This window comes from Nocardia sp. NPDC004168, from assembly GCF_040610355.1.
Lineage (GTDB): Bacteria > Actinomycetota > Actinomycetes > Mycobacteriales > Mycobacteriaceae > Nocardia > Nocardia sichangensis.
In genome coordinates, this window is record NZ_JBEXME010000001.1 from 27,381 (window position 1) to 44,349 (window position 16,969).

General features: G+C 68.5%; 15 protein-coding genes and 1 riboswitch. Of the genes, 11 read left to right on the forward strand and 4 right to left on the reverse strand.

The window, feature by feature from the left end; all coding sequences use genetic code 11:
• Positions 1-192: 192 nt before the first annotated feature.
• Positions 193-1,614: a short-chain fatty acyl-CoA regulator family protein gene (locus ABZW96_RS00140; RefSeq protein ID WP_355069823.1), complete on the reverse strand. Its 1,422-nt coding sequence runs from the start codon at positions 1,612-1,614 to the stop codon at positions 193-195.
• Positions 1,615-1,893: 279 nt separating this feature from the next.
• Here ABZW96_RS00140 and ABZW96_RS00145 point away from each other — a divergent pair, with 279 nt between their 5' ends.
• Positions 1,894-2,265: a limonene-1,2-epoxide hydrolase family protein gene (locus ABZW96_RS00145; RefSeq protein WP_355069825.1), complete on the forward strand. Its 372-nt coding sequence runs from the start codon at positions 1,894-1,896 to the stop codon at positions 2,263-2,265.
• A 4-nt stretch (positions 2,266-2,269) separates the two neighbouring features.
• Here ABZW96_RS00145 and ABZW96_RS00150 read toward each other — a convergent pair whose 3' ends face one another.
• Positions 2,270-2,512 carry a hypothetical protein gene (locus ABZW96_RS00150; RefSeq protein ID WP_355069827.1) on the reverse strand — a complete coding sequence of 81 codons (243 nt, stop codon included), beginning with the start codon at positions 2,510-2,512 and terminating at the stop codon, positions 2,270-2,272.
• Positions 2,513-2,978: 466 nt separating this feature from the next.
• Entirely contained in the window at positions 2,979-5,246 is a 2,268-nt protein-coding gene (metE, locus tag ABZW96_RS00155) for a 5-methyltetrahydropteroyltriglutamate--homocysteine S-methyltransferase (protein WP_355069829.1), read from the reverse strand.
• A 167-nt stretch (positions 5,247-5,413) separates the two neighbouring features.
• Positions 5,414-5,601: riboswitch (cobalamin riboswitch) on the reverse strand.
• Between the two features lie 560 nt (positions 5,602-6,161).
• On the opposite strand from metE, the gene ABZW96_RS00160 reads away from it, so the two are divergent.
• From ABZW96_RS00160 to coaD, 3 genes are read left to right on the forward strand one after another with little or no spacing between them, the layout of a single operon-like run.
• Entirely contained in the window at positions 6,162-9,566 is a 3,405-nt protein-coding gene (locus ABZW96_RS00160) for a pyruvate carboxylase (RefSeq protein ID WP_355069830.1), read from the forward strand.
• Complete coding sequence (rsmD, locus tag ABZW96_RS00165; RefSeq protein ID WP_355069831.1) at positions 9,563-10,126, forward strand: 16S rRNA (guanine(966)-N(2))-methyltransferase RsmD; 564 nt, start codon at positions 9,563-9,565, stop codon at positions 10,124-10,126. Before ABZW96_RS00160 ends, rsmD begins: the two co-directional genes overlap by 4 nt.
• A gap of 53 nt (positions 10,127-10,179) precedes the next feature.
• A complete protein-coding gene (coaD, locus tag ABZW96_RS00170) occupies positions 10,180-10,665 on the forward strand; it encodes a pantetheine-phosphate adenylyltransferase (RefSeq protein ID WP_355069832.1) in 486 nt (161 codons plus the stop codon).
• Positions 10,666-10,979: 314 nt separating this feature from the next.
• Here the strand turns inward: coaD and ABZW96_RS00175 are convergent, their stop codons facing one another.
• A complete protein-coding gene (locus tag ABZW96_RS00175) occupies positions 10,980-11,498 on the reverse strand; it encodes a GtrA family protein (protein WP_355069834.1) in 519 nt (172 codons plus the stop codon).
• Positions 11,499-11,879: 381 nt separating this feature from the next.
• On the opposite strand from ABZW96_RS00175, the gene ABZW96_RS00180 reads away from it, so the two are divergent.
• The 7 genes from ABZW96_RS00180 to ABZW96_RS00210 all read left to right on the forward strand — a co-directional run bounded on the left by ABZW96_RS00180 (position 11,880) and on the right by ABZW96_RS00210 (position 16,899).
• Complete coding sequence (locus ABZW96_RS00180; protein WP_355070976.1) at positions 11,880-12,626, forward strand: DivIVA domain-containing protein; 747 nt, start codon at positions 11,880-11,882, stop codon at positions 12,624-12,626.
• A 97-nt stretch (positions 12,627-12,723) separates the two neighbouring features.
• Positions 12,724-13,353 (forward strand): DUF177 domain-containing protein, encoded by a 630-nt coding sequence (locus ABZW96_RS00185; protein ID WP_355070978.1) that lies wholly within the window; start codon positions 12,724-12,726, stop codon positions 13,351-13,353.
• A gap of 53 nt (positions 13,354-13,406) precedes the next feature.
• Positions 13,407-13,589 (forward strand): 50S ribosomal protein L32, encoded by a 183-nt coding sequence (gene rpmF, locus ABZW96_RS00190; protein ID WP_014987105.1) that lies wholly within the window; start codon positions 13,407-13,409, stop codon positions 13,587-13,589.
• Positions 13,590-13,611: 22 nt separating this feature from the next.
• Positions 13,612-14,325 (forward strand): ribonuclease III, encoded by a 714-nt coding sequence (gene rnc, locus ABZW96_RS00195; protein ID WP_355069836.1) that lies wholly within the window; start codon positions 13,612-13,614, stop codon positions 14,323-14,325.
• Position 14,326: 1 nt separating this feature from the next.
• Positions 14,327-15,187, forward strand: a complete 861-nt coding sequence (mutM, locus tag ABZW96_RS00200; protein WP_355069838.1) for a bifunctional DNA-formamidopyrimidine glycosylase/DNA-(apurinic or apyrimidinic site) lyase — start codon at positions 14,327-14,329, stop codon at positions 15,185-15,187.
• 64 nt (positions 15,188-15,251) lie between these two features.
• Positions 15,252-15,833 (forward strand): dihydrofolate reductase family protein, encoded by a 582-nt coding sequence (locus ABZW96_RS00205; RefSeq protein ID WP_355069839.1) that lies wholly within the window; start codon positions 15,252-15,254, stop codon positions 15,831-15,833.
• Between the two features lie 28 nt (positions 15,834-15,861).
• Positions 15,862-16,899 carry a PHP domain-containing protein gene (locus ABZW96_RS00210; protein WP_355070980.1) on the forward strand — a complete coding sequence of 346 codons (1,038 nt, stop codon included), beginning with the start codon at positions 15,862-15,864 and terminating at the stop codon, positions 16,897-16,899.
• Positions 16,900-16,969 lie beyond the last annotated feature (70 nt).

Here is a 16,969-nt window from a genome sequence, read left to right on the forward strand (position 1 = left end):
GCGCGCACGTGCGGCAGCCACGTCGCCGTTCGCGCACAGTGGCGGCCGAAAGATCGGTGCTGAACGGCGACCCGGCCGCACTGATCTCCTCGGCGGGCGCGCCGTTCACGGTGGTCGTGCTCGAGATCGACGCAGCGACTCCGGGCGATCCGCGCCGGGCCGACCCGCACGAGCTCGCCGGAAGCGAAGTCGTCAGCGCCCGAGCCGCGGGTAGGGCAGGTCGGTGCTGGTGTGTTCGGCGACCGCCAACGGGCTGCCTATGTGCGGGAAGGCGCGCTGCGGACATGCGGGACGCTCGCACACTTTGCAGCCCGCGCCGATCGGGACCGAGGCCGCCGGGTCGTCCAGCTGCAACCCGGACGAGTACACCAAGCGGTCGGCGTATTCGATATCGCAGCCGAGGCCGACGGCGAAGTTCTTCGCCGCGGTGCCGAACCCGTGTGGGGCGATCGCCGCGGTGCGCGCGATCCATAGATACCGGCGGCCGTCGGGCATCTCGGCCACTTGGGTCAGGATCCGGCCGGGATGGGAGAAGGCCTCGTGCACCACCCAGAGCGGGCAACTGCCACCGACCCGGGAGAAGTGGAAAGCGGTGGCGGACTGACGTTTGGAGATGTTGCCCGCCCGGTCGGTGCGGACGAAGAAGAACGGAACGCCACGCTGGCCCTGCCGTTGCAGGGTGCTGAGCCGATGGCAGACGGTCTCGAACCCGACCTCGAAACGCAGGCCGAGCAGGTCGATGTCGTAGCGGAGTTCCTCGGCCGAGCGCAGGAACCGGCTGTAGGGCAGCACCAGCGCGCCCGCGAAGTAATTGGCCAGCCCGATCCGCGCCAGCGTGCGGGATTCGCCGCTGAGCGACGGGCTCTCGGCCAGCACGGCATCCAGCTCGGCCCCGTACAGCAGGAGGCCGAGCGTGGTGGCGATCTGAAAGGCGCGCTGGCCCGGCCGCAATCGGCGAGCGAGCGTGAGCGTGCGGGTCTCGGTGTCGTAGTGGCGTTTGGGGACGGTGGGGTCGGCGCCGTCGCCGCGCACGAGAACGGTGACGCCGGCGCGTTCCTCGGCGATGCGGGCGAGCTGGCGATCGAGCGAGCCGATGGTCAGCCCGGAATTCTCGAACAGTTGCTCGGCGGCGATGTCGAGTTGCGGAATGTGATTGTGGTGGTCGTAGAAGAAGTCGCGTACGTCCTCGTAGGGCATGGGCACCCCGGGCGCGCCCGCGGGCGCGGACACCCGCGCGGACAGCAGGTCGAGCTGATCGGTGGCGGCGCGTAGGCGGCGATGCATGGCGACGACGATCCTGGCGACTTCCGGTTGGCGGGTCGCCAGCTCCTCCACCTCGGTCAGCGGCGCTGTGTGTCCGCCCGCGGCGTCGACCAGCACTTCGTGTAGATCCGATACGAGCCGCGCGTCGGAATCGGCGGCGAAGAACTGGACGTCCAGGTCGAAGGTGGAATTCAATTTCAGCAGTACGGGAATGGTGAGTGGGCGCTGGTCCCGCTCGAGCTGATTGAGGTAGCTCGGCGACAGATCCAGCGATTTCGCCAGAGCCGCCTGAGTCATTCTCCGCTCTTCACGCAACCGCCGAAGCCGGGCGCCCGCATACATCTTGCGCACGTGCACGATGGTAGCTGTGATTATTCGCAATCATCGCAATAACGCGCGCTATTACCCACAAAGATGTGCTTTTGCGAGGTGTCCAGCAATGTATTCGATCTGCGTAGCGTGCGAAGAGAGGTTTGCCACCGTGTCGTTGTGAACGCGTGAAATTCGCCGTTGCCCGCGGCCTGGAACGAAACCGACCCGGAAGTCGCTGACGCCCTTCCCTGCCGAGCAATTGCTTGGTTGAATCGAGGGGTCCAATCCCCGCCCCGGCACCAGGAAGTGAGCAGACGAATGCCCGATCCCGACGAGCTCGTGCGTGCGATGTGCCGAAGCTGGTCCGACCCGGATCCGGATCGGATCAGCGCGTACTTCGCCGAGGACGCCGTCTACCACAACATCCCGATGGAGCCCATCGTCGGCCGCGCCGCCATTCGCGACTTCATCGCGGGTTTCCTGACCACCTTCGACGCCATCGATTTCGACATCCACCACCAGATCGCCTCCGGCAACGTGGTGATGAACGAGCGCACCGACACCCTCCGCTCCGCCGGGCGCGAGACTCCGCTCCCGGTCATGGGTTTCTTCGAAGTCGCCGACGGCGCCATCACCACGTGGCGTGACTACTTCGACATGGTCGCCATCAACCGCGCCTTCGGACTGTAGGGCCTCAGCCGAACAGATCGTGCTCGGATTCGGCTGTGGCGGCCTTGCGCGTCCAGGATTCGAGCCGGTCGAGATCGGTGCACCCGGTGATCTCGGCTCGCGTCTTCTGCCCGACGACGATCCCGCGCGCTTCCAGCACAAGGAGAAGGGCCCGCACCGCTTCTTCGGTCCGCCCCTCGTCGCGGCCTTGCGCCACGTACTTGCGGGCGAAGTCGCTCTGGTACTCGTACTTGAAGGTCGACGTCATGAGTTCCTCCAGTCGATGCCGGGCCGTCTTCGACAGGGCCGCGACAACAAGGGTCATAGTACATTTTCGCCCGCTCGTCATCCGTCGCGAGCGTGTCGGCATGGGATGAAAGCTACATGGGCGCAATGACATTCGGATTTGTGAAGTGAACTTTCGTATCGTATGGAACCGAACCGGCCATCGGTGCGTCGAAAGTAAGCAAGAGGGGAAAGACGGTGTCGTAGTCGACTAGTGAGGAGGGGTAGCCGATGGAGCGTTGTTCCGGGTGTCATACGGCGTGGCGAGGAGGGATGCGGACGCGGGCGCGGGAGTTGCCGGTCACGCGGCGGGAAGAACCGTGTGACCGGTACACCCTACGGCGGCGGCAGCCGCCTCGGCCGGAACCCGAATCCGGCTGAGGCCGTAGTTGATCCGGTGCCCCCTTCGGCAGGTAAAGGGGGCGCCGAATCGGCGATCTGCGGGTGGGTTACCGCACGGCCGCCGCTGCCGCGACCATGTTGCGGAGCGAGGCTTCCACCTCGGTGCGTCCCCTGGTCTTCAATCCGCAGTCGGGATTCACCCAAAGACGCTCGGCCGGAACGGCTTTCAATGCCGCGCGCAGCGATGTGGTGATCTCGTCAACGCTGGGCACCCGTGGAGAGTGGATGTCGTACACGCCGGGGCCGACGCCGAGGTCGAATCCCGCCGCGTTGAGGTCGTCGAGCACCTCCATGCGTGAGCGCGCCGCCTCTATGGACGTGACATCGGCGTCCAGTCCGGCGATCGCGTCGATCACCTCGCCGAACTCCGAGTAGCACAGATGCGTGTGGATCTGCGTCGCGTCGGACACCCCGGAGGTCGCGAGCCGGAACGACCGCACCGACCATTCCAGATACCCGGGCTGATCGGCCGCGCGCAGCGGAAGCAGTTCCCGCAAGGCGGGCTCGTCGACCTGGATGATCCGGATGCCCGCCGACTCCAGATCCACGGTCTCCTCCCGGATCGCCAGCGCCACCTGTCGGGCGGACTCGCCCAACGGCTGGTCGTCGCGGACGAACGACCACGCCAGAATGGTCACCGGGCCGGTCAGCATGCCCTTCACCGGCTTGTCGGTGAGCGACTGCGCGTAGCCGATCCACTCGACGGTCATCGGCTCCCGCCGCGCGACATCCCCGAACAGGATCGGCGGCCGCACGCAGCGCGTCCCATAGGACTGCACCCAACCTTGCTCGGTCGCCGCGAACCCGTCGAGTTGCTCGGCGAAGTACTGCACCATGTCGTTGCGTTCCGGCTCGCCGTGCACCAGCACGTCCAACCCCAACTCCTCCTGGAGCGCGATGACATCCGCGATCTCGGCCCGCATCCGGCGTACATACTCCGCCCGATCGATCTCGCCCTTGCGCAGCGCGGCGCGCGCCAGCCGGATGGCCGAGGTCTGCGGGTAGGAACCGATCGTCGTGGTCGGCAGCGCGGGCAGCCGCAGACGATCCCGTTGCAGTTCCCGGCGTTGTTCGGCGGGCGCGCGGCGGTCGGCGTCGGGCCCGAGCGCGGCGAGCGCGGCTCGCACGCGCGGATCGTTCAGCCGCGGATCCGACCACCGCGACGCCAGCGCCGCCCGCACCTCGGCCAACTCGGCGGCGATCGCCTCCGTGCCCTGGCTCAACCCGGTGGCGAGCAGGCGCACCTCGGCCACCTTCTCCGCACCGAACGCCAGCCAGGACCGCAGCCGCTCGTCCAACCCCGTTTCCGCGGCCAGCGTGTACGGCACGTGCAGCAGCGAGCAGGAACTCGAAACCGCCACGTGCGCAGCGGATCCCAGCAACGCGCCGAGGGTGGCCATGGCGCGGTCCAGATCGGTGCGCCACACATTGCGGCCGTCGACGATCCCCGCGACGAGCAGTTTGCCGGTCAGCGCGGGCACGGCGGCCACCGTGGCGACGTCGGCGCCGGCCGTGAAATCGAGGGAGACCCCCTCTATTCCGGTGCTCGCCAGCGCCGTCAGCGCCGCATCCGGTCGCCCGAAGTAGGTCGCGACGAGGATCGCCGGGCGCTCGGCGGCGTCGGCGAGTTCCTCGTAGGTGACCTGCACCAAGTCGATTTCCTCCGCCGTGAGGTCAGTGACCAGCACCGGCTCGTCGATCTGCACCCATCCGGCACCGGCGACGGCGAGCCTGCGCAGCAGTTCCCGATACAGCGGCAGCAGCTCGATCAGCCGGGCGAGCGCCGAGCCGCCGGTCGCCTTCGCCAGTTTGAGGAAGGTGATCGGCCCGATCACCACCGGCCGCGCGGGCACCCCCAGCTCCAGCGCTTCCCGCAGTTCCGCGAGCAGCTTCTCCGGGTGCAGCGAGAAGGCGGTCTCCGGCTCGATTTCCGGCACCAGGTAGTGGTAGTTGGTGTCGAACCACTTGGTCATCTCCAAGGGCTCGACCGTGTCGGTGCCGCGCGCGGCGGCGAAATACCGTTCCAGCGGGTCCGCGATCCCGGCGACCCGGGGCGGCAGCGCGCCCAGCAACTCGGCGGTGTCGAGCATCTGGTCGTAGTAGGAGAACGTGCCGATCGGAACGGAGTCCAGGCCCGCGGCCCGTAATTCGGCGAATTGGGCGTGCCGGAGGTCGCGCGCCACGGCGTGCAACTGGTCGGCGTCGATCTTGCCCGCCCAATAGGCTTCGGTGGCACGCTTCAGTTCGCGCCGCGGCCCCACTCGTGGAAGCCCGAGAACCGTCGCGGTAAACGGGTTTTGCTGTGCAACAGTCACGATGTTTCTCCATTGCTGAGGACGAAAGCCATCGCCATACGGGCAGGCGGAGAACCCGGTGACATGCCGGTGATGTTCCCGGCGGAGCCCGACACGTCAGCTGGTGATCCGCACGCCCAATCCACGAGGCGGTGGCCGCCGGGTACGGCGTACCCGGCACGGCTGGCAGGTCTTCGGACTCGCGGGCACCGGCCGTGCGGGCCGGCATACGCCGGAGTGCTCCCGATGGCCGACCTACTGGCCGTCGCTTCCCAAGTCGCCGAACCGTCCGGATCGCTCAACTCAGTGCCTGGTGACGGCGGTCGTTCCTGCATACCGCTGCGGGACAGTCCCGGATTCCCACCGGGTTCCCTCTCACCCGCCGTGACGTCGCCGTACGGGCGGGCTCGACTCCGTGGCGCGACGTCGGGGCTCCATCTCGTCGTGCTGCGGTGAACCAGCTGCCCACTCAGCATAGGACGCGGCCGAGCGAGCACACCGCGAGGGATCACACACCGGCATTTGCCCGCACCGCTCATCGCGAACCGATTCCGCACCTGCTTCCGTTCCGGCTATCGGCCGGGCCGCCCATGCGGTCCCGGATCTGCTCTCGACCGGCTACCAGACCGCCGGGTCACCCGGGATTCACCTTTCCGAACTCGTCGCACGCGTGGTTCGCCTGGTCCGAGGGCGCGAACTCGTGCCAGGGGAGCGCGGCTAGATGCCGGGATCGACCACCGGGACGGCTGCTCGGCGGCCTCCGCCGCCGGACCCGAACCGAACCCGGCCTCGGGACAGCACACCGGTTGCTGCCGCACCGCTCATGTGTCGGCGCTGTGAACGCAACTTCGCAACCGTGCTAGTCGGTCTTGTGAAAAGGTTTGCGAAGGGGGATTCCGTGTCGGTGCGGTTCACGCGGCCGGGTACCTTGGGTCAATGTTCTCGAAAGTCTTGGTTGCCAACCGTGGCGAGATCGCCATCCGCGCCTTCCGTGCGGCCTACGAACTCGGCATCGGGACGGTCGCCGTGTTTCCCTACGAGGACCGCAATTCGGTCCATCGGCTGAAGGCGGCGGAGTCGTACCAGATCGGCGAGCCCGGCCATCCGGTGCGGGCCTACCTGTCGATCGAGGCGATCATCGAGGCGGCCAAGTCGGCGGGCGCGGACGCGATCTACCCGGGATACGGGTTCTTGTCGGAGAACCCGGATCTGGCGGCGGCATGCGCCCGCGAGGGCATCACCTTCATCGGACCGTCGGCCGAGGTGCTCGAACTGGCGGGTAACAAGGCGCGGGCGATCGCGGCGGCCAAGGCTGCCGGGCTGCCGGTGTTGCGTTCGAGCGCACCGTCGTCGGACGTGGAGGAGCTGCTGGCCGCGGCACGGGGGCTGGAATACCCCATCTTCGTGAAGGCGGTGGCCGGCGGCGGAGGGCGCGGGATGCGCCGGGTCGCCGCGCCCGAACAGCTGCGCGAGTCGATCGAGGCGGCCTCCAGGGAGGCGGAGTCGGCGTTCGGCGACCCGACGGTGTTCCTGGAACAGGCGGTGGTGAACCCCCGCCACATCGAGGTGCAGATCCTGGCTGATCAGCACGGGAACGTGATGCACCTGTTCGAGCGGGACTGCTCGGTGCAGCGCCGCCACCAGAAGGTGATCGAGCTGGCACCGGCACCCAATCTGGACCCCGCACTGCGGGAACGGATCTGCGCCGACGCGGTCGCCTTCGCCCGGCAGATCGGCTACTCGTGCGCGGGCACCGTGGAGTTCCTGCTCGACGAGCGCGGCAACCACGTCTTCATCGAGATGAACCCGCGCATCCAGGTGGAGCACACGGTGACCGAGGAGATCACCGACGTGGACCTGGTGCAGTCGCAGCTGCGCATCGCGGCGGGGGAGACGCTCGAGCAACTGGGTCTCAGCCAGGACGCCGTGACCATCCGGGGCGCGGCTTTGCAATGCCGGATCACCACCGAGGACCCGGCCAACGGATTCCGTCCCGACACCGGCCGGATCACCGCCTACCGCACACCCGGCGGCGCGGGCATCCGCCTCGATGGCGGCGCGAACCTGGGCGCCGAGATCGGCGCCTACTTCGACTCCATGCTGGTCAAGCTCACCTGCCGGGGCCGTGACTTCGATACGGCGGTGGCGCGGGCGAGCCGGGCGCTGGCCGAGTTCCGGATTCGCGGCGTCGCCACGAACATTCCCTTCCTGCTGGCGGTGCTGGACGATCCGGACTTCAAGGCGGGCCGGGTCACCACCTCGTTCATCGACGAGCGTCCGCAGCTGCTGACCCTGCGCCGGTCCGCGGACCGCGGCACCAAGATCCTCGACTACCTGGCCGACGTCACGGTGAACAAGCCGCACGGCGATCGGCCGACCACGGTGTACCCGCACGACAAGTTGCCCGCGATCGATCTGAGCGTGCCGCCGCCGGACGGCTCGCGGCAGCGGCTCCTGCGGCTGGGTCCGGAGGGTTTCGCGCGGGCGTTGCGTGAGCAGAAGGCGGTCGGCGTCACCGACACCACCTTCCGCGACGCACACCAATCGCTGCTGGCCACCCGAGTGCGCACCAACGGTCTGCTGGGCGTGGCGGGGCATGTGGCGCGATTGACTCCGGAGTTGCTGTCGATCGAGGCGTGGGGCGGAGCGACCTACGACGTGGGGCTGCGGTTCCTGTTCGAGGACCCGTGGGAGCGGCTGGCGGCGTTGCGCGAGGCGATCCCGAACATCTGCCTGCAGATGCTGCTGCGCGGCCGTAACACCGTCGGCTACACCCCGTATCCGGAGGCGGTGACCCGCGCGTTCGTCTCGGAGGCGACCGCCACGGGTATCGACATCTTCCGTATCTTCGACGCGCTCAACAATGTCGACCAGATGCGTCCGGCCATCGATGCGGTCCGCGAGACCGGTACCGCGATCGCGGAGGTCGCGATCAGCTACACCGGGGATCTGTCGAATCCGGACGAGTCGCTCTACACCCTGGACTACTACCTGAAGCTGGCCGAGCAGATCGTCGACGCGGGCGCGCACGTGCTCGCGATCAAGGACATGGCGGGTCTGCTGCGCGCCCCGGCCGCGACCACACTGGTCACCGCGTTGCGCAGCAATTTCGATCTGCCGGTGCACGTGCACACCCACGACACCCCGGGCGGGCAGCTGGCCACTTATCTGGCCGCGTGGCAGGCCGGCGCCGACGCCGTGGACGGGGCGAGCGCCGCGATGGCGGGCACCACCAGCCAGCCCGCGCTCTCGGCGATCGTCGCCGCGGCGGCGCACAGCGAGTACGACACCGGGTTGAACCTGCAGAACGTGTGCGACCTGGAACCGTACTGGGAGGCGCTGCGGAAGGTGTACGCCCCGTTCGAGTCCGGGCTGCCCGCACCCACCGGTCGCGTCTACACCCATGAGATCCCTGGCGGGCAGTTGTCGAACCTGCGTCAGCAGGCCATCGCGCTCGGGTTGGGTGACAGGTTCGAGGAGGTGGAGGCGAAGTACGCCGCCGCCGACCGGCTGCTCGGCCGCTTGGTGAAGGTCACCCCGTCCTCGAAGGTCGTCGGTGACCTGGCGCTGGCGTTGGTCGGCACCGGTGTCGAGGTCGAGGATTTCGCCTCCGACCCGGGTCGCTACGACATCCCGGATTCGGTGATCGGTTTCCTGCGCGGAGAACTCGGCACACCCGCCGGCGGCTGGCCCGAACCGTTCCGCACCAAGGCTCTGGCCGGGCGCGGCGCGGCCAAGCCCGAGACACCGTTGACGCCCGCGGACGAGAAGGGCCTGTCCGGCAGCTCCGAGGAGCGCCGGGCGACGTTGAACCGGTTGCTGTTCCCCGGCCCCACCGCCGAATTCCTCGCCCACCGGGAGAAGTACGGCGATACCTCCGGGTTGTCGGCCAACCAGTTCTTCTACGGGCTGCGCCGCGGCGAGGAACACCGGGTGCAGTTGGAGAAGGGAGTCACCTTGCTCATCGGCCTGGAAGCGATCTCCGAGCCCGACGAGCGCGGTATGCGCACGGTGATGTGCATCTTGAACGGGCAGCTGCGGCCGGTCTCGGTGCGTGACCGATCGATCGCCAGCGAGATCCCCGCGGCGGAGAAAGCCGACAAGGCCAACCCAGGCCACATCGCGGCGCCGTTCGCCGGTGTCGTCACTCTCGCGGTCTCCGAAGGCGATTCGGTCGCGGCGGGCGACACCATCGGCACCATCGAGGCCATGAAGATGGAAGCCGCGATCACCGCGCCACGCGCGGGCATCGTCGGCCGCGTCGCCATCGGCTCCGTGCAGCAGGTCGAGGGCGGTGACCTGCTCATCGAACTGGCGGTGCGGGAGTCGTCCGCCGGATGACGAGGATCGTCGCGGGCGCGGCGGGCGGACGGCGCCTCCGGGTGCCGCCGTCCGGCACCCGCCCGACCTCCGATCGCGTCCGGGAGGCGCTGTTCAGCGCGTTGGACGCCCGGTTGGACTTCGCGGGCGCGCGCGTCCTCGACTTGTACGCGGGTTCCGGCGCACTCGGGCTGGAGGCGCTGTCGCGTGGCGCCGAGCACGCTTTGCTCGTCGAATCCGACCGGAAGGCGGCGGCCGTTGTTCGCGGCAATATCGCCGACCTCGGGCTGCCCGGCGCCGAATTGCGGGTCGCGACGGTGGCCAGTGTGCTGCAACTGGGCGAGGCGGGCGGCTTCGACGTGGTCTTCTCGGACCCGCCGTACGCGGTGGACAACGCCGCGGTGCTGGCCGACCTGAGCGCGCTGGCCGAGCGCGGTTGGCTGCGCCCAGGGGCGGTGGTCGTGCTGGAGCGTTCGGCGCGTTCCCCCGAAACCGCCTGGCCCGCAGGCTTCGTCCCGGCCAAGTCGCGCCGGTACGGCGAAACCCGCATCGAGCTGGCGGAGTTCGATCCGGACGAATAGGCGCGCGTGCGGCCACCCGTGCCCGGCCGCGTGCGTCCTGCTAGCGTCGCCTCATGGCAGGAGCACTGTGCCCCGGGTCGTTCGACCCCGTGACCTACGGACACCTCGACGTTTTCACCCGGGCGGCGGCCCAGTTCGACGAGGTCGTCATCACCGTCATGATCAACCCGAACAAGCAGGGCATGTTCACCGTCGACGAGCGCATCGAGATGCTGCGCGAGTCGACCGCGCACCTGGGCAACGTCCGGGTGGAGTCGTGGCAGGGGCTGCTGGTGGACTTCGCCCGCGAGCAGGGCATCACCGCCATCGTGAAGGGTCTGCGCGACGCGGGCGACTTCGGCTATGAACTGCAGATGGCGCAGATGAACAAGAAGCTCTCCGGCGTGGACACCTTCTTCATAGCCACCAACCCGTCGTTCAGCTTCCTGTCCAGCTCACTGGTCAAGGAGGTCGCCGCCTACGGCGGCGACGTCGCCGACATGCTGCCCCCCTCGGTGCACAAGCGCCTCCTCGACCGCCTGGCCGAACGCAAGAACTGACCAACCAGGCCGCGAATCCGCAGGTGATCTCGCCTTCATCGCAAACCCGCCAGAACGCTGACGCGGTGGCGAACAACGGACCCTCTACGGGAAAGCCACGGAGCCTTCACACCTGCAGACTCGACCGGGTGGTTCACCGCCCCCCTGTCGGGTCCGCCAAAGCAACTACTGATCACGCGAGAACATGGGTAACTCCCCGGGGTACGCCCAGAACTCCAGCGGCTGTCGACGCAAGACCTGAACGCGACTCGCGTCCCACCCCACTGGTACGGCCTGAATACTCGGAGAGGCGGGCAGCGAGGCGGGCGGGCAGCCTAGAACACCAGACCACGTAGGGCCAGGAAGCGCATGCCGCCGACCACAGCGGTGATCGCCAGGATCGCGACGGCCTGGGCGGTGTCCCCGAGGCCGGGAGCCCACAGACCCAGGGCGGCCAGCCCCGCGGTGGTGACGCCGAGTCCGACCAACGCGAGCCCGCCGCCTTCCCATTGCGCGGTGAACCAGCCGACCCGTTCCGCGGCGTGGAAGGTGAGCTGACGGTGCAGCTCGTTGGCGATCACGGTGCTGACGATCGAGCCCACGACGTTGGCGATCAGCGGTCCGACGCCGTGCATGGCGAAGAACAACAGGACGTACGCGATATTGCTGGAGCCGCCGACCAGCGCGAATCGGATCAGCTGAGCGAAGGCTCGATCGCCGCGCAGGTACCGGGCGAGCCGGCCGAGCCCGGTCGCCACCGAGGTCCTCGGCAGTGCCGGATAGGGGCCGGCCCACGGCACGAAGAAGCTGGTGGCGCTCACTCCTCCGGGTCGCGGCAGTTCCAGTAAGGTCATCGTCTTTCCGATCGAACACAAGCCCTCGGCAGGGACAACGGCGAGAGTGCTCGCATGCTTCCCCCGTCGACTCTTGGCAGGTTCCGTTCGTAGCGCATATTCGGCAATCGCTGACGTGTCGGCGCCTGTCAACATTCGACGGCGGGTTGTCCTTACCTCCGGCTTCCTTGTCCGCGATCCAGGGAACGCGGTAGGTGCTGAAGATCTTGGTCGACCTTCCAAGAAAATGTAACACGAAGCGGAGAGGAGGTCTCCACTTGATTTTGTGGCGTGCGAGACACTGGCACGACACACCGGAAAGGGACTCGGCACGAGCCGTGACGAGGGGCACACTGGGCGTCGGCGGAGATTTCGCCGTGAGTCCGCAGGAGGGTAGTGAGCATGTATCGCGTTTTCGAAGCGCTCGATGAACTGGTCGCCATCGTCGAAGAGGCGCGCGGCATCCCCCCGACCCGCAGTTGCATCGTGCCGCGCGGCGACGTGCTGGAATTACTCGACGACGTCCGCGACGCGCTGCCCGGCGAACTCGACGACGCACAGGACGTGCTCGACCATCGCGACAAGATCGTCTCCGATGCCAGGACCGCGGCCGAGACCGCCGTGACCGCGGCGAACGAGCAGGCCGAGCGCACCATCGGCGCGGCGCGCGAGGAAGCCGACCGCATCCTCGCCGACGCCAAGGCGCATGCCGATCGGATGGTCGCCGAGGCGAGCGCGCACGCCGATCACCTGGTGGCCTCCGCTCAGGAGGCGGCCGATCGGGTGGTGGCCGACGGCAACGCCGAATACGAGGCGGTGACCGGCCGGGCGCGGGCCGAGTCGGAGCGGATGATCGATGCGGGCAAGGCCGCCTACGACCGCTCCGTCGCCGACGGGCTCGCCGAGCAGGAGCGGCTGGTCACGCAGACCGAGGTGGTGCGGGCCGCGCACGCCGAATCGGCCAGGGTGATCGACGCCGCGCACGCCGAGGCGGATCGCCTGCGCGAGGAGTGCGACCACTACGTCGACTCCCGGCTCGCCGATTTCGAGGAGACGCTGACCAGCACGCTGCGCACGGTCGGGCGGGGGCGCCATCAACTGCGCAGTGGGGCGGGCGCACCCGACTACGCCACGGAATTCCGCAGGTAGCGGCCCCGAGCGCGATGGGCCGCGTTTGGGCGCGGACCGCGTGATCGCGTATTGTTGAGTGGTTGCCCGTATCCCCTCGATCGTGAGTGAGTCCGTGATGTCCGCCGGTTCCGGTTCCGCGTCGCGTCCCCGATCGGCCAAGCGCCGGTCGCCGGACGCCGCTTTCGTGCTGGACACCCGCAGCCTCGGCCGCAGGCCGGGGACCATGCGCGAGCTGCGCCGTACCGTCACCACCGAGGAGCGGATCGGTCTGGATCTGATCGGCGTTCCGGTGGGTGCGCAGGTGGAATTGGATCTGCAGTTGCAGGCGGTGTCCGAGGGCGTGCTGGTCACCGGGACGGTCGAGGCGCCGATCGAAGGTGAGTGCTCGCGCTGCCTGGAGCCGTTCACCGACTCGGTCACCCTGCGGCTGACCGAGCTGTTCGCCTATCCGGACAGCACCACCGAGCAGACCACCGAGGACGACGAGATCTATCGCATGGACGACGACCTCATCGATCTGGAACCGGTGGTGATCGACGCCGTCGGGCTGGAGTTGCCGCTGCAACCGCTGTGCACCCCGGATTGCGCGGGACTGTGCCCGGAATGCGGCGTACGGATGGCGATTGCGGGATCCGACCACCGGCATGAGATACTTGACCCTCGCTGGGCCGGACTGGCCAGATTCGCCTCCGAATCGCCCGGCAGCGGCAGCCCCGACGAGGGTGCGGCCGACCGAGACCACTGAGCAAGACCGATCAGCCGAACCGGCAGAGCAATTAAGACAGAGGAGAAGTAGTCGTGGCCGTTCCCAAGCGCCGGATGTCCCGTTCCAACACCAGGTCGCGGCGCAGCCAGTGGAAGGCCACCGCGCCGACCCTGATCACCTGCCCGAACCGCGCCTGCGGCGAGAAGACCCTGCCGCACATCGCCTGCCCGTCCTGCGGCACCTACAAGGGCCGCCAGGTCACGGCGGCGGTCTGATCGTCCGATCTGTCGTAGCGACGTGACCGACGAACCCGACTCGTCCGGTGAACACGCGAGCCTGCTCGCCGCGTTGGGCGTCGACGTGCAGCCGGATCTGCTGCGTCTCGCACTGACTCATCGGTCGTACGCGTACGAGAACGGCGGTCTGCCGACGAACGAGCGTCTCGAGTTCCTCGGCGACTCCGTGCTCGGGCTGAGCATCACCGAACGGCTGTATCACGAGCATCCCTCGAAGTCCGAGGGTGAGCTGGCCAAACTACGCGCGAGCGTGGTGAACATGCGCGCGCTGGCGGAGGTCGCCCGCGGGCTCGGCGAGGGCGGGCTCGGTGCCCACCTGCTGCTCGGCAAGGGCGAGGAGCTCACCGGCGGCCGGGACAAGGAGAGCATCCTCGCCGACGGTATGGAGTCGTTGCTCGGCGCCGTGCATCTGGAGCACGGCATCGAGGTGGCTCGCGCCGTGGTGCTGCGGCTGTTCGCCGAGCTGCTCGAGCGCGGACCGCGGATGGGCGCGGGCCTGGACTGGAAGACGAGCCTCCAGGAACTCACCGCCGAGCGTGGTCTCGGCGTGCCCAGCTACGAGATCACTTCGACCGGGCCGGACCACGACAAGGAATTCACCGCCACCACGGTGATCGGCGGCCGGGCCTACGGGCAGGGCGTCGGACGGTCGAAGAAGGAAGCCGAGCAGAAGGCCGCGGGGGCCGCCTACGAGGCGCTGACCGCCGAAACCTGACGTGCCCGAACTTCCCGAGGTCGAGGTCGTGCGGCGCGGGCTCGCCGAGCACGTGGTCGGCCGGATGATCGAATCGGTGGCGATCACCCATCCCCGCTCGGTGCGCCGCCATCTCGAAGGCGCCGCCGATCTCGCCGCACGGCTGACCGGCCTGAAGGTCGAGTCGGCCGAGCGGCGCGGCAAATTCCTCTGGCTCACCTTCGACGATCCGGAGGCGGCGCTCGTCGTGCATCTCGGCATGAGCGGTCAGATGCTGGTCCAGCCCGCGGAAGCGCCGCTGGAGAAGCACGCCCACATCCGCGCCACCTTCGGCGACGGCACCCAGCTGCGCTTCGTCGACCAGCGCACCTTCGGCGGCTGGGCGCTCGCGCCGCTGGTCGAGGTGGACGGCACCCTGGTGCCCGAGCCGGTCGCGCACATCGCTCGCGATCCGCTGGATCCGCGTTTCGACGTCGAATCCGTGGTCGCCGTCATCCGGGGCAAGCAGAGTGAGATCAAGCGCGTGCTGCTCGACCAAGGCGTGGTCTCCGGCATCGGCAACATCTACGCCGACGAGGCGCTGTGGCGGGCCGAGATCCACGGGGGACGGACCGCCTCCGGGCTGTCCAGACCCGCGGTGCGCGGGTTGCTCGCCGAAGTCGGCATTGTGATGAGCGAAGCGCTCGCCGCGGGCGGTACGTCGTTCGACGCGCTCTATGTGAACGTCAACGGCCAGTCGGGCTACTTCGAACGCTCCCTGGCCGTATACGGTCGGGAGCACGAGCCGTGTCGCCGGTGTGGTGCGCCGATCATCCGCGAGCGGTTCATGAACCGCTCGTCCTACTCCTGCCCGCGCTGCCAGCCGAAGCCTCGTCGTCGTTAGCGCGGGCGAGCTACCGTTTCCTCAGGGCGGTTCGGAATGTCAGCCGACCGTGAGGAAGGGAAGCATGCGCAAGCTCACCTATTACGTCGCGTCGACGATCGACGGTTTCATCGCCACCGAGGACGGCTCGGTCGACTTCTTCCCGGTCGGCGGCGACCACGGTCCCTCGATCAACGCGCAGTATCCCGAGACGCTGCCGACCAAGGTGCGCGAGGCGATCGGGTTGGAGGAGCGCAATCGCTACTTCGACACGGTGCTGATGGGACGCAAGACGCACGACTTCGGCGTCCGCACCGGCACCTCCACTCCCTACGCGCATCTGCGGCAATTCGTGGTCTCGACCACCCTGCCCGAGAGTCCCGACGCGGCCGTGGAGCTGATCTCGGAGAACCCGATCGAGAAGGTTCGCGCACTCAAGCGGGAGAGCGGGCTGGGTATCTGGTTGTGCGGCGGCGGGGAACTGGCGCAGGCGCTGCTGCCGGAGATCGACCAGATCTTCCTCAAGCTCTACCCGATCGTGCTCGGCAGCGGCCGTGCGCTGTTCGGCGCCGGGTCGCGGCTGCCGGAACCGGCCAAGTTCCGGGTGATCACCAGCACGGTGTTCGAGGACGGGGTGGCCTTCGTCAAATACAGCCGGGTGCACTGACCCGGTGCCCGGTCAGGAATCGAGCGGGATGCCGGACGCCGCCGCGGCGCCCGGTCCGGAGGCGGCGCTGCGGGAGATCGGCTTCTGGCTGGAGCGCTCCCGGGCGGAGACCCACCGGGTGAAGGCCTACCGGCGCGCCGCCGACGTCGTCGCGGAGTTGTCCGCCGACGAGCGGGAGGCGCGCCGGGCGGCAGGCACTTGGACCGAGCTGGCCGGCATCGGGCCCAAGACCGCCGCCGTCATCGAGCAGGCGTACGCGGGCGTGGTGCCGCGGTACCTGAGCGAGTTGCGGGCGGCCGCGCAGCCGATCGGGGCGCCGGGCAAGCCGTTGCGCGAGCTGCTGCGCGGCGATCTGCACACCCACTCGAACTGGTCCGACGGCGGCAGCCCGATCGAGGAGATGATGCGAGTCGCGGCCGCGCTCGGGCACGAATACTGCGCCCTGACCGACCATTCCCCGCGCCTGACCGTGGCCAACGGCCTGTCCGCCGACCGGTTGCGCAGGCAGCTGGACGTGGTGGCCGAGCTCAACGACCGGATGGCGCCGTTCCGCATCCTCACCGGCATCGAGGTGGACATCCTCGACGACGGCACCCTCGATCAGCAGGCGGATCTGCTCGCCCGGTTGGATGTGGTCGTGGCCAGCGTGCACTCGCGTCTGCGCGACGACAGCGCGACCATGACCAAGCGCATGGCGTACGCGGTCGCCGATCCCAACGTCGACGTGCTCGGTCACTGCACCGGCCGCCTGGTCACGGGGGGACGCGGCACCAGGCCGGAGTCGACGTTCGACGCCGAAGTGGTGTTCGAGGCGTGCCGCACCTACGGCACCGCCGTGGAGATCAACAGCAGGCCCGAACGACTGGATCCGCCTTCGCGATTGCTGCGCCTGGCCGCTGAGATGGGTTGTCACTTCTCGATCGACACCGACGCGCACGCACCCGGCCAGCTCGACTGGCAGGGGTACGGTTGCGAGCGCGCGCTCGCGAACGGCGTCGCGGCGGAACGTGTGATCAATACCTGGCCGCTGGCGGATCTGCTGGCGTGGACTCGCGCGCAAGCGTGACCGCCGGGTTAACTTGTACCGAACAATACGACTTCGCCTGTGTCCGAAGGCTATTGCGGCACAGAATAAG

Bases quoted from the DNA above. Each gene is read 5' to 3' on its own strand.
- ABZW96_RS00175 (WP_355069834.1), bottom strand. From the start codon at position 11,498: ATGACCTTACTGGAACTGCCGCGACCCGGAGGAGTGAGCGCCACCAGC.
- ABZW96_RS00160 (WP_355069830.1), top strand. From the start codon at position 6,162: ATGTTCTCGAAAGTCTTGGTTGCCAACCGTGGCGAGATCGCCATCCGC.
- ABZW96_RS00210 (WP_355070980.1), top strand. From the start codon at position 15,862: ATGCCGGACGCCGCCGCGGCGCCCGGTCCGGAGGCGGCGCTGCGGGAG.
- ABZW96_RS00185 (WP_355070978.1), top strand. From the start codon at position 12,724: ATGTCCGCCGGTTCCGGTTCCGCGTCGCGTCCCCGATCGGCCAAGCGC.
- ABZW96_RS00150 (WP_355069827.1), bottom strand. From the start codon at position 2,512: ATGACGTCGACCTTCAAGTACGAGTACCAGAGCGACTTCGCCCGCAAG.
- rsmD (WP_355069831.1), top strand. From the start codon at position 9,563: ATGACGAGGATCGTCGCGGGCGCGGCGGGCGGACGGCGCCTCCGGGTG.
- ABZW96_RS00180 (WP_355070976.1), top strand. From the start codon at position 11,880: ATGTATCGCGTTTTCGAAGCGCTCGATGAACTGGTCGCCATCGTCGAA.
- ABZW96_RS00145 (WP_355069825.1), top strand. From the start codon at position 1,894: ATGCCCGATCCCGACGAGCTCGTGCGTGCGATGTGCCGAAGCTGGTCC.
- coaD (WP_355069832.1), top strand. From the start codon at position 10,180: ATGGCAGGAGCACTGTGCCCCGGGTCGTTCGACCCCGTGACCTACGGA.
- ABZW96_RS00205 (WP_355069839.1), top strand. From the start codon at position 15,252: ATGCGCAAGCTCACCTATTACGTCGCGTCGACGATCGACGGTTTCATC.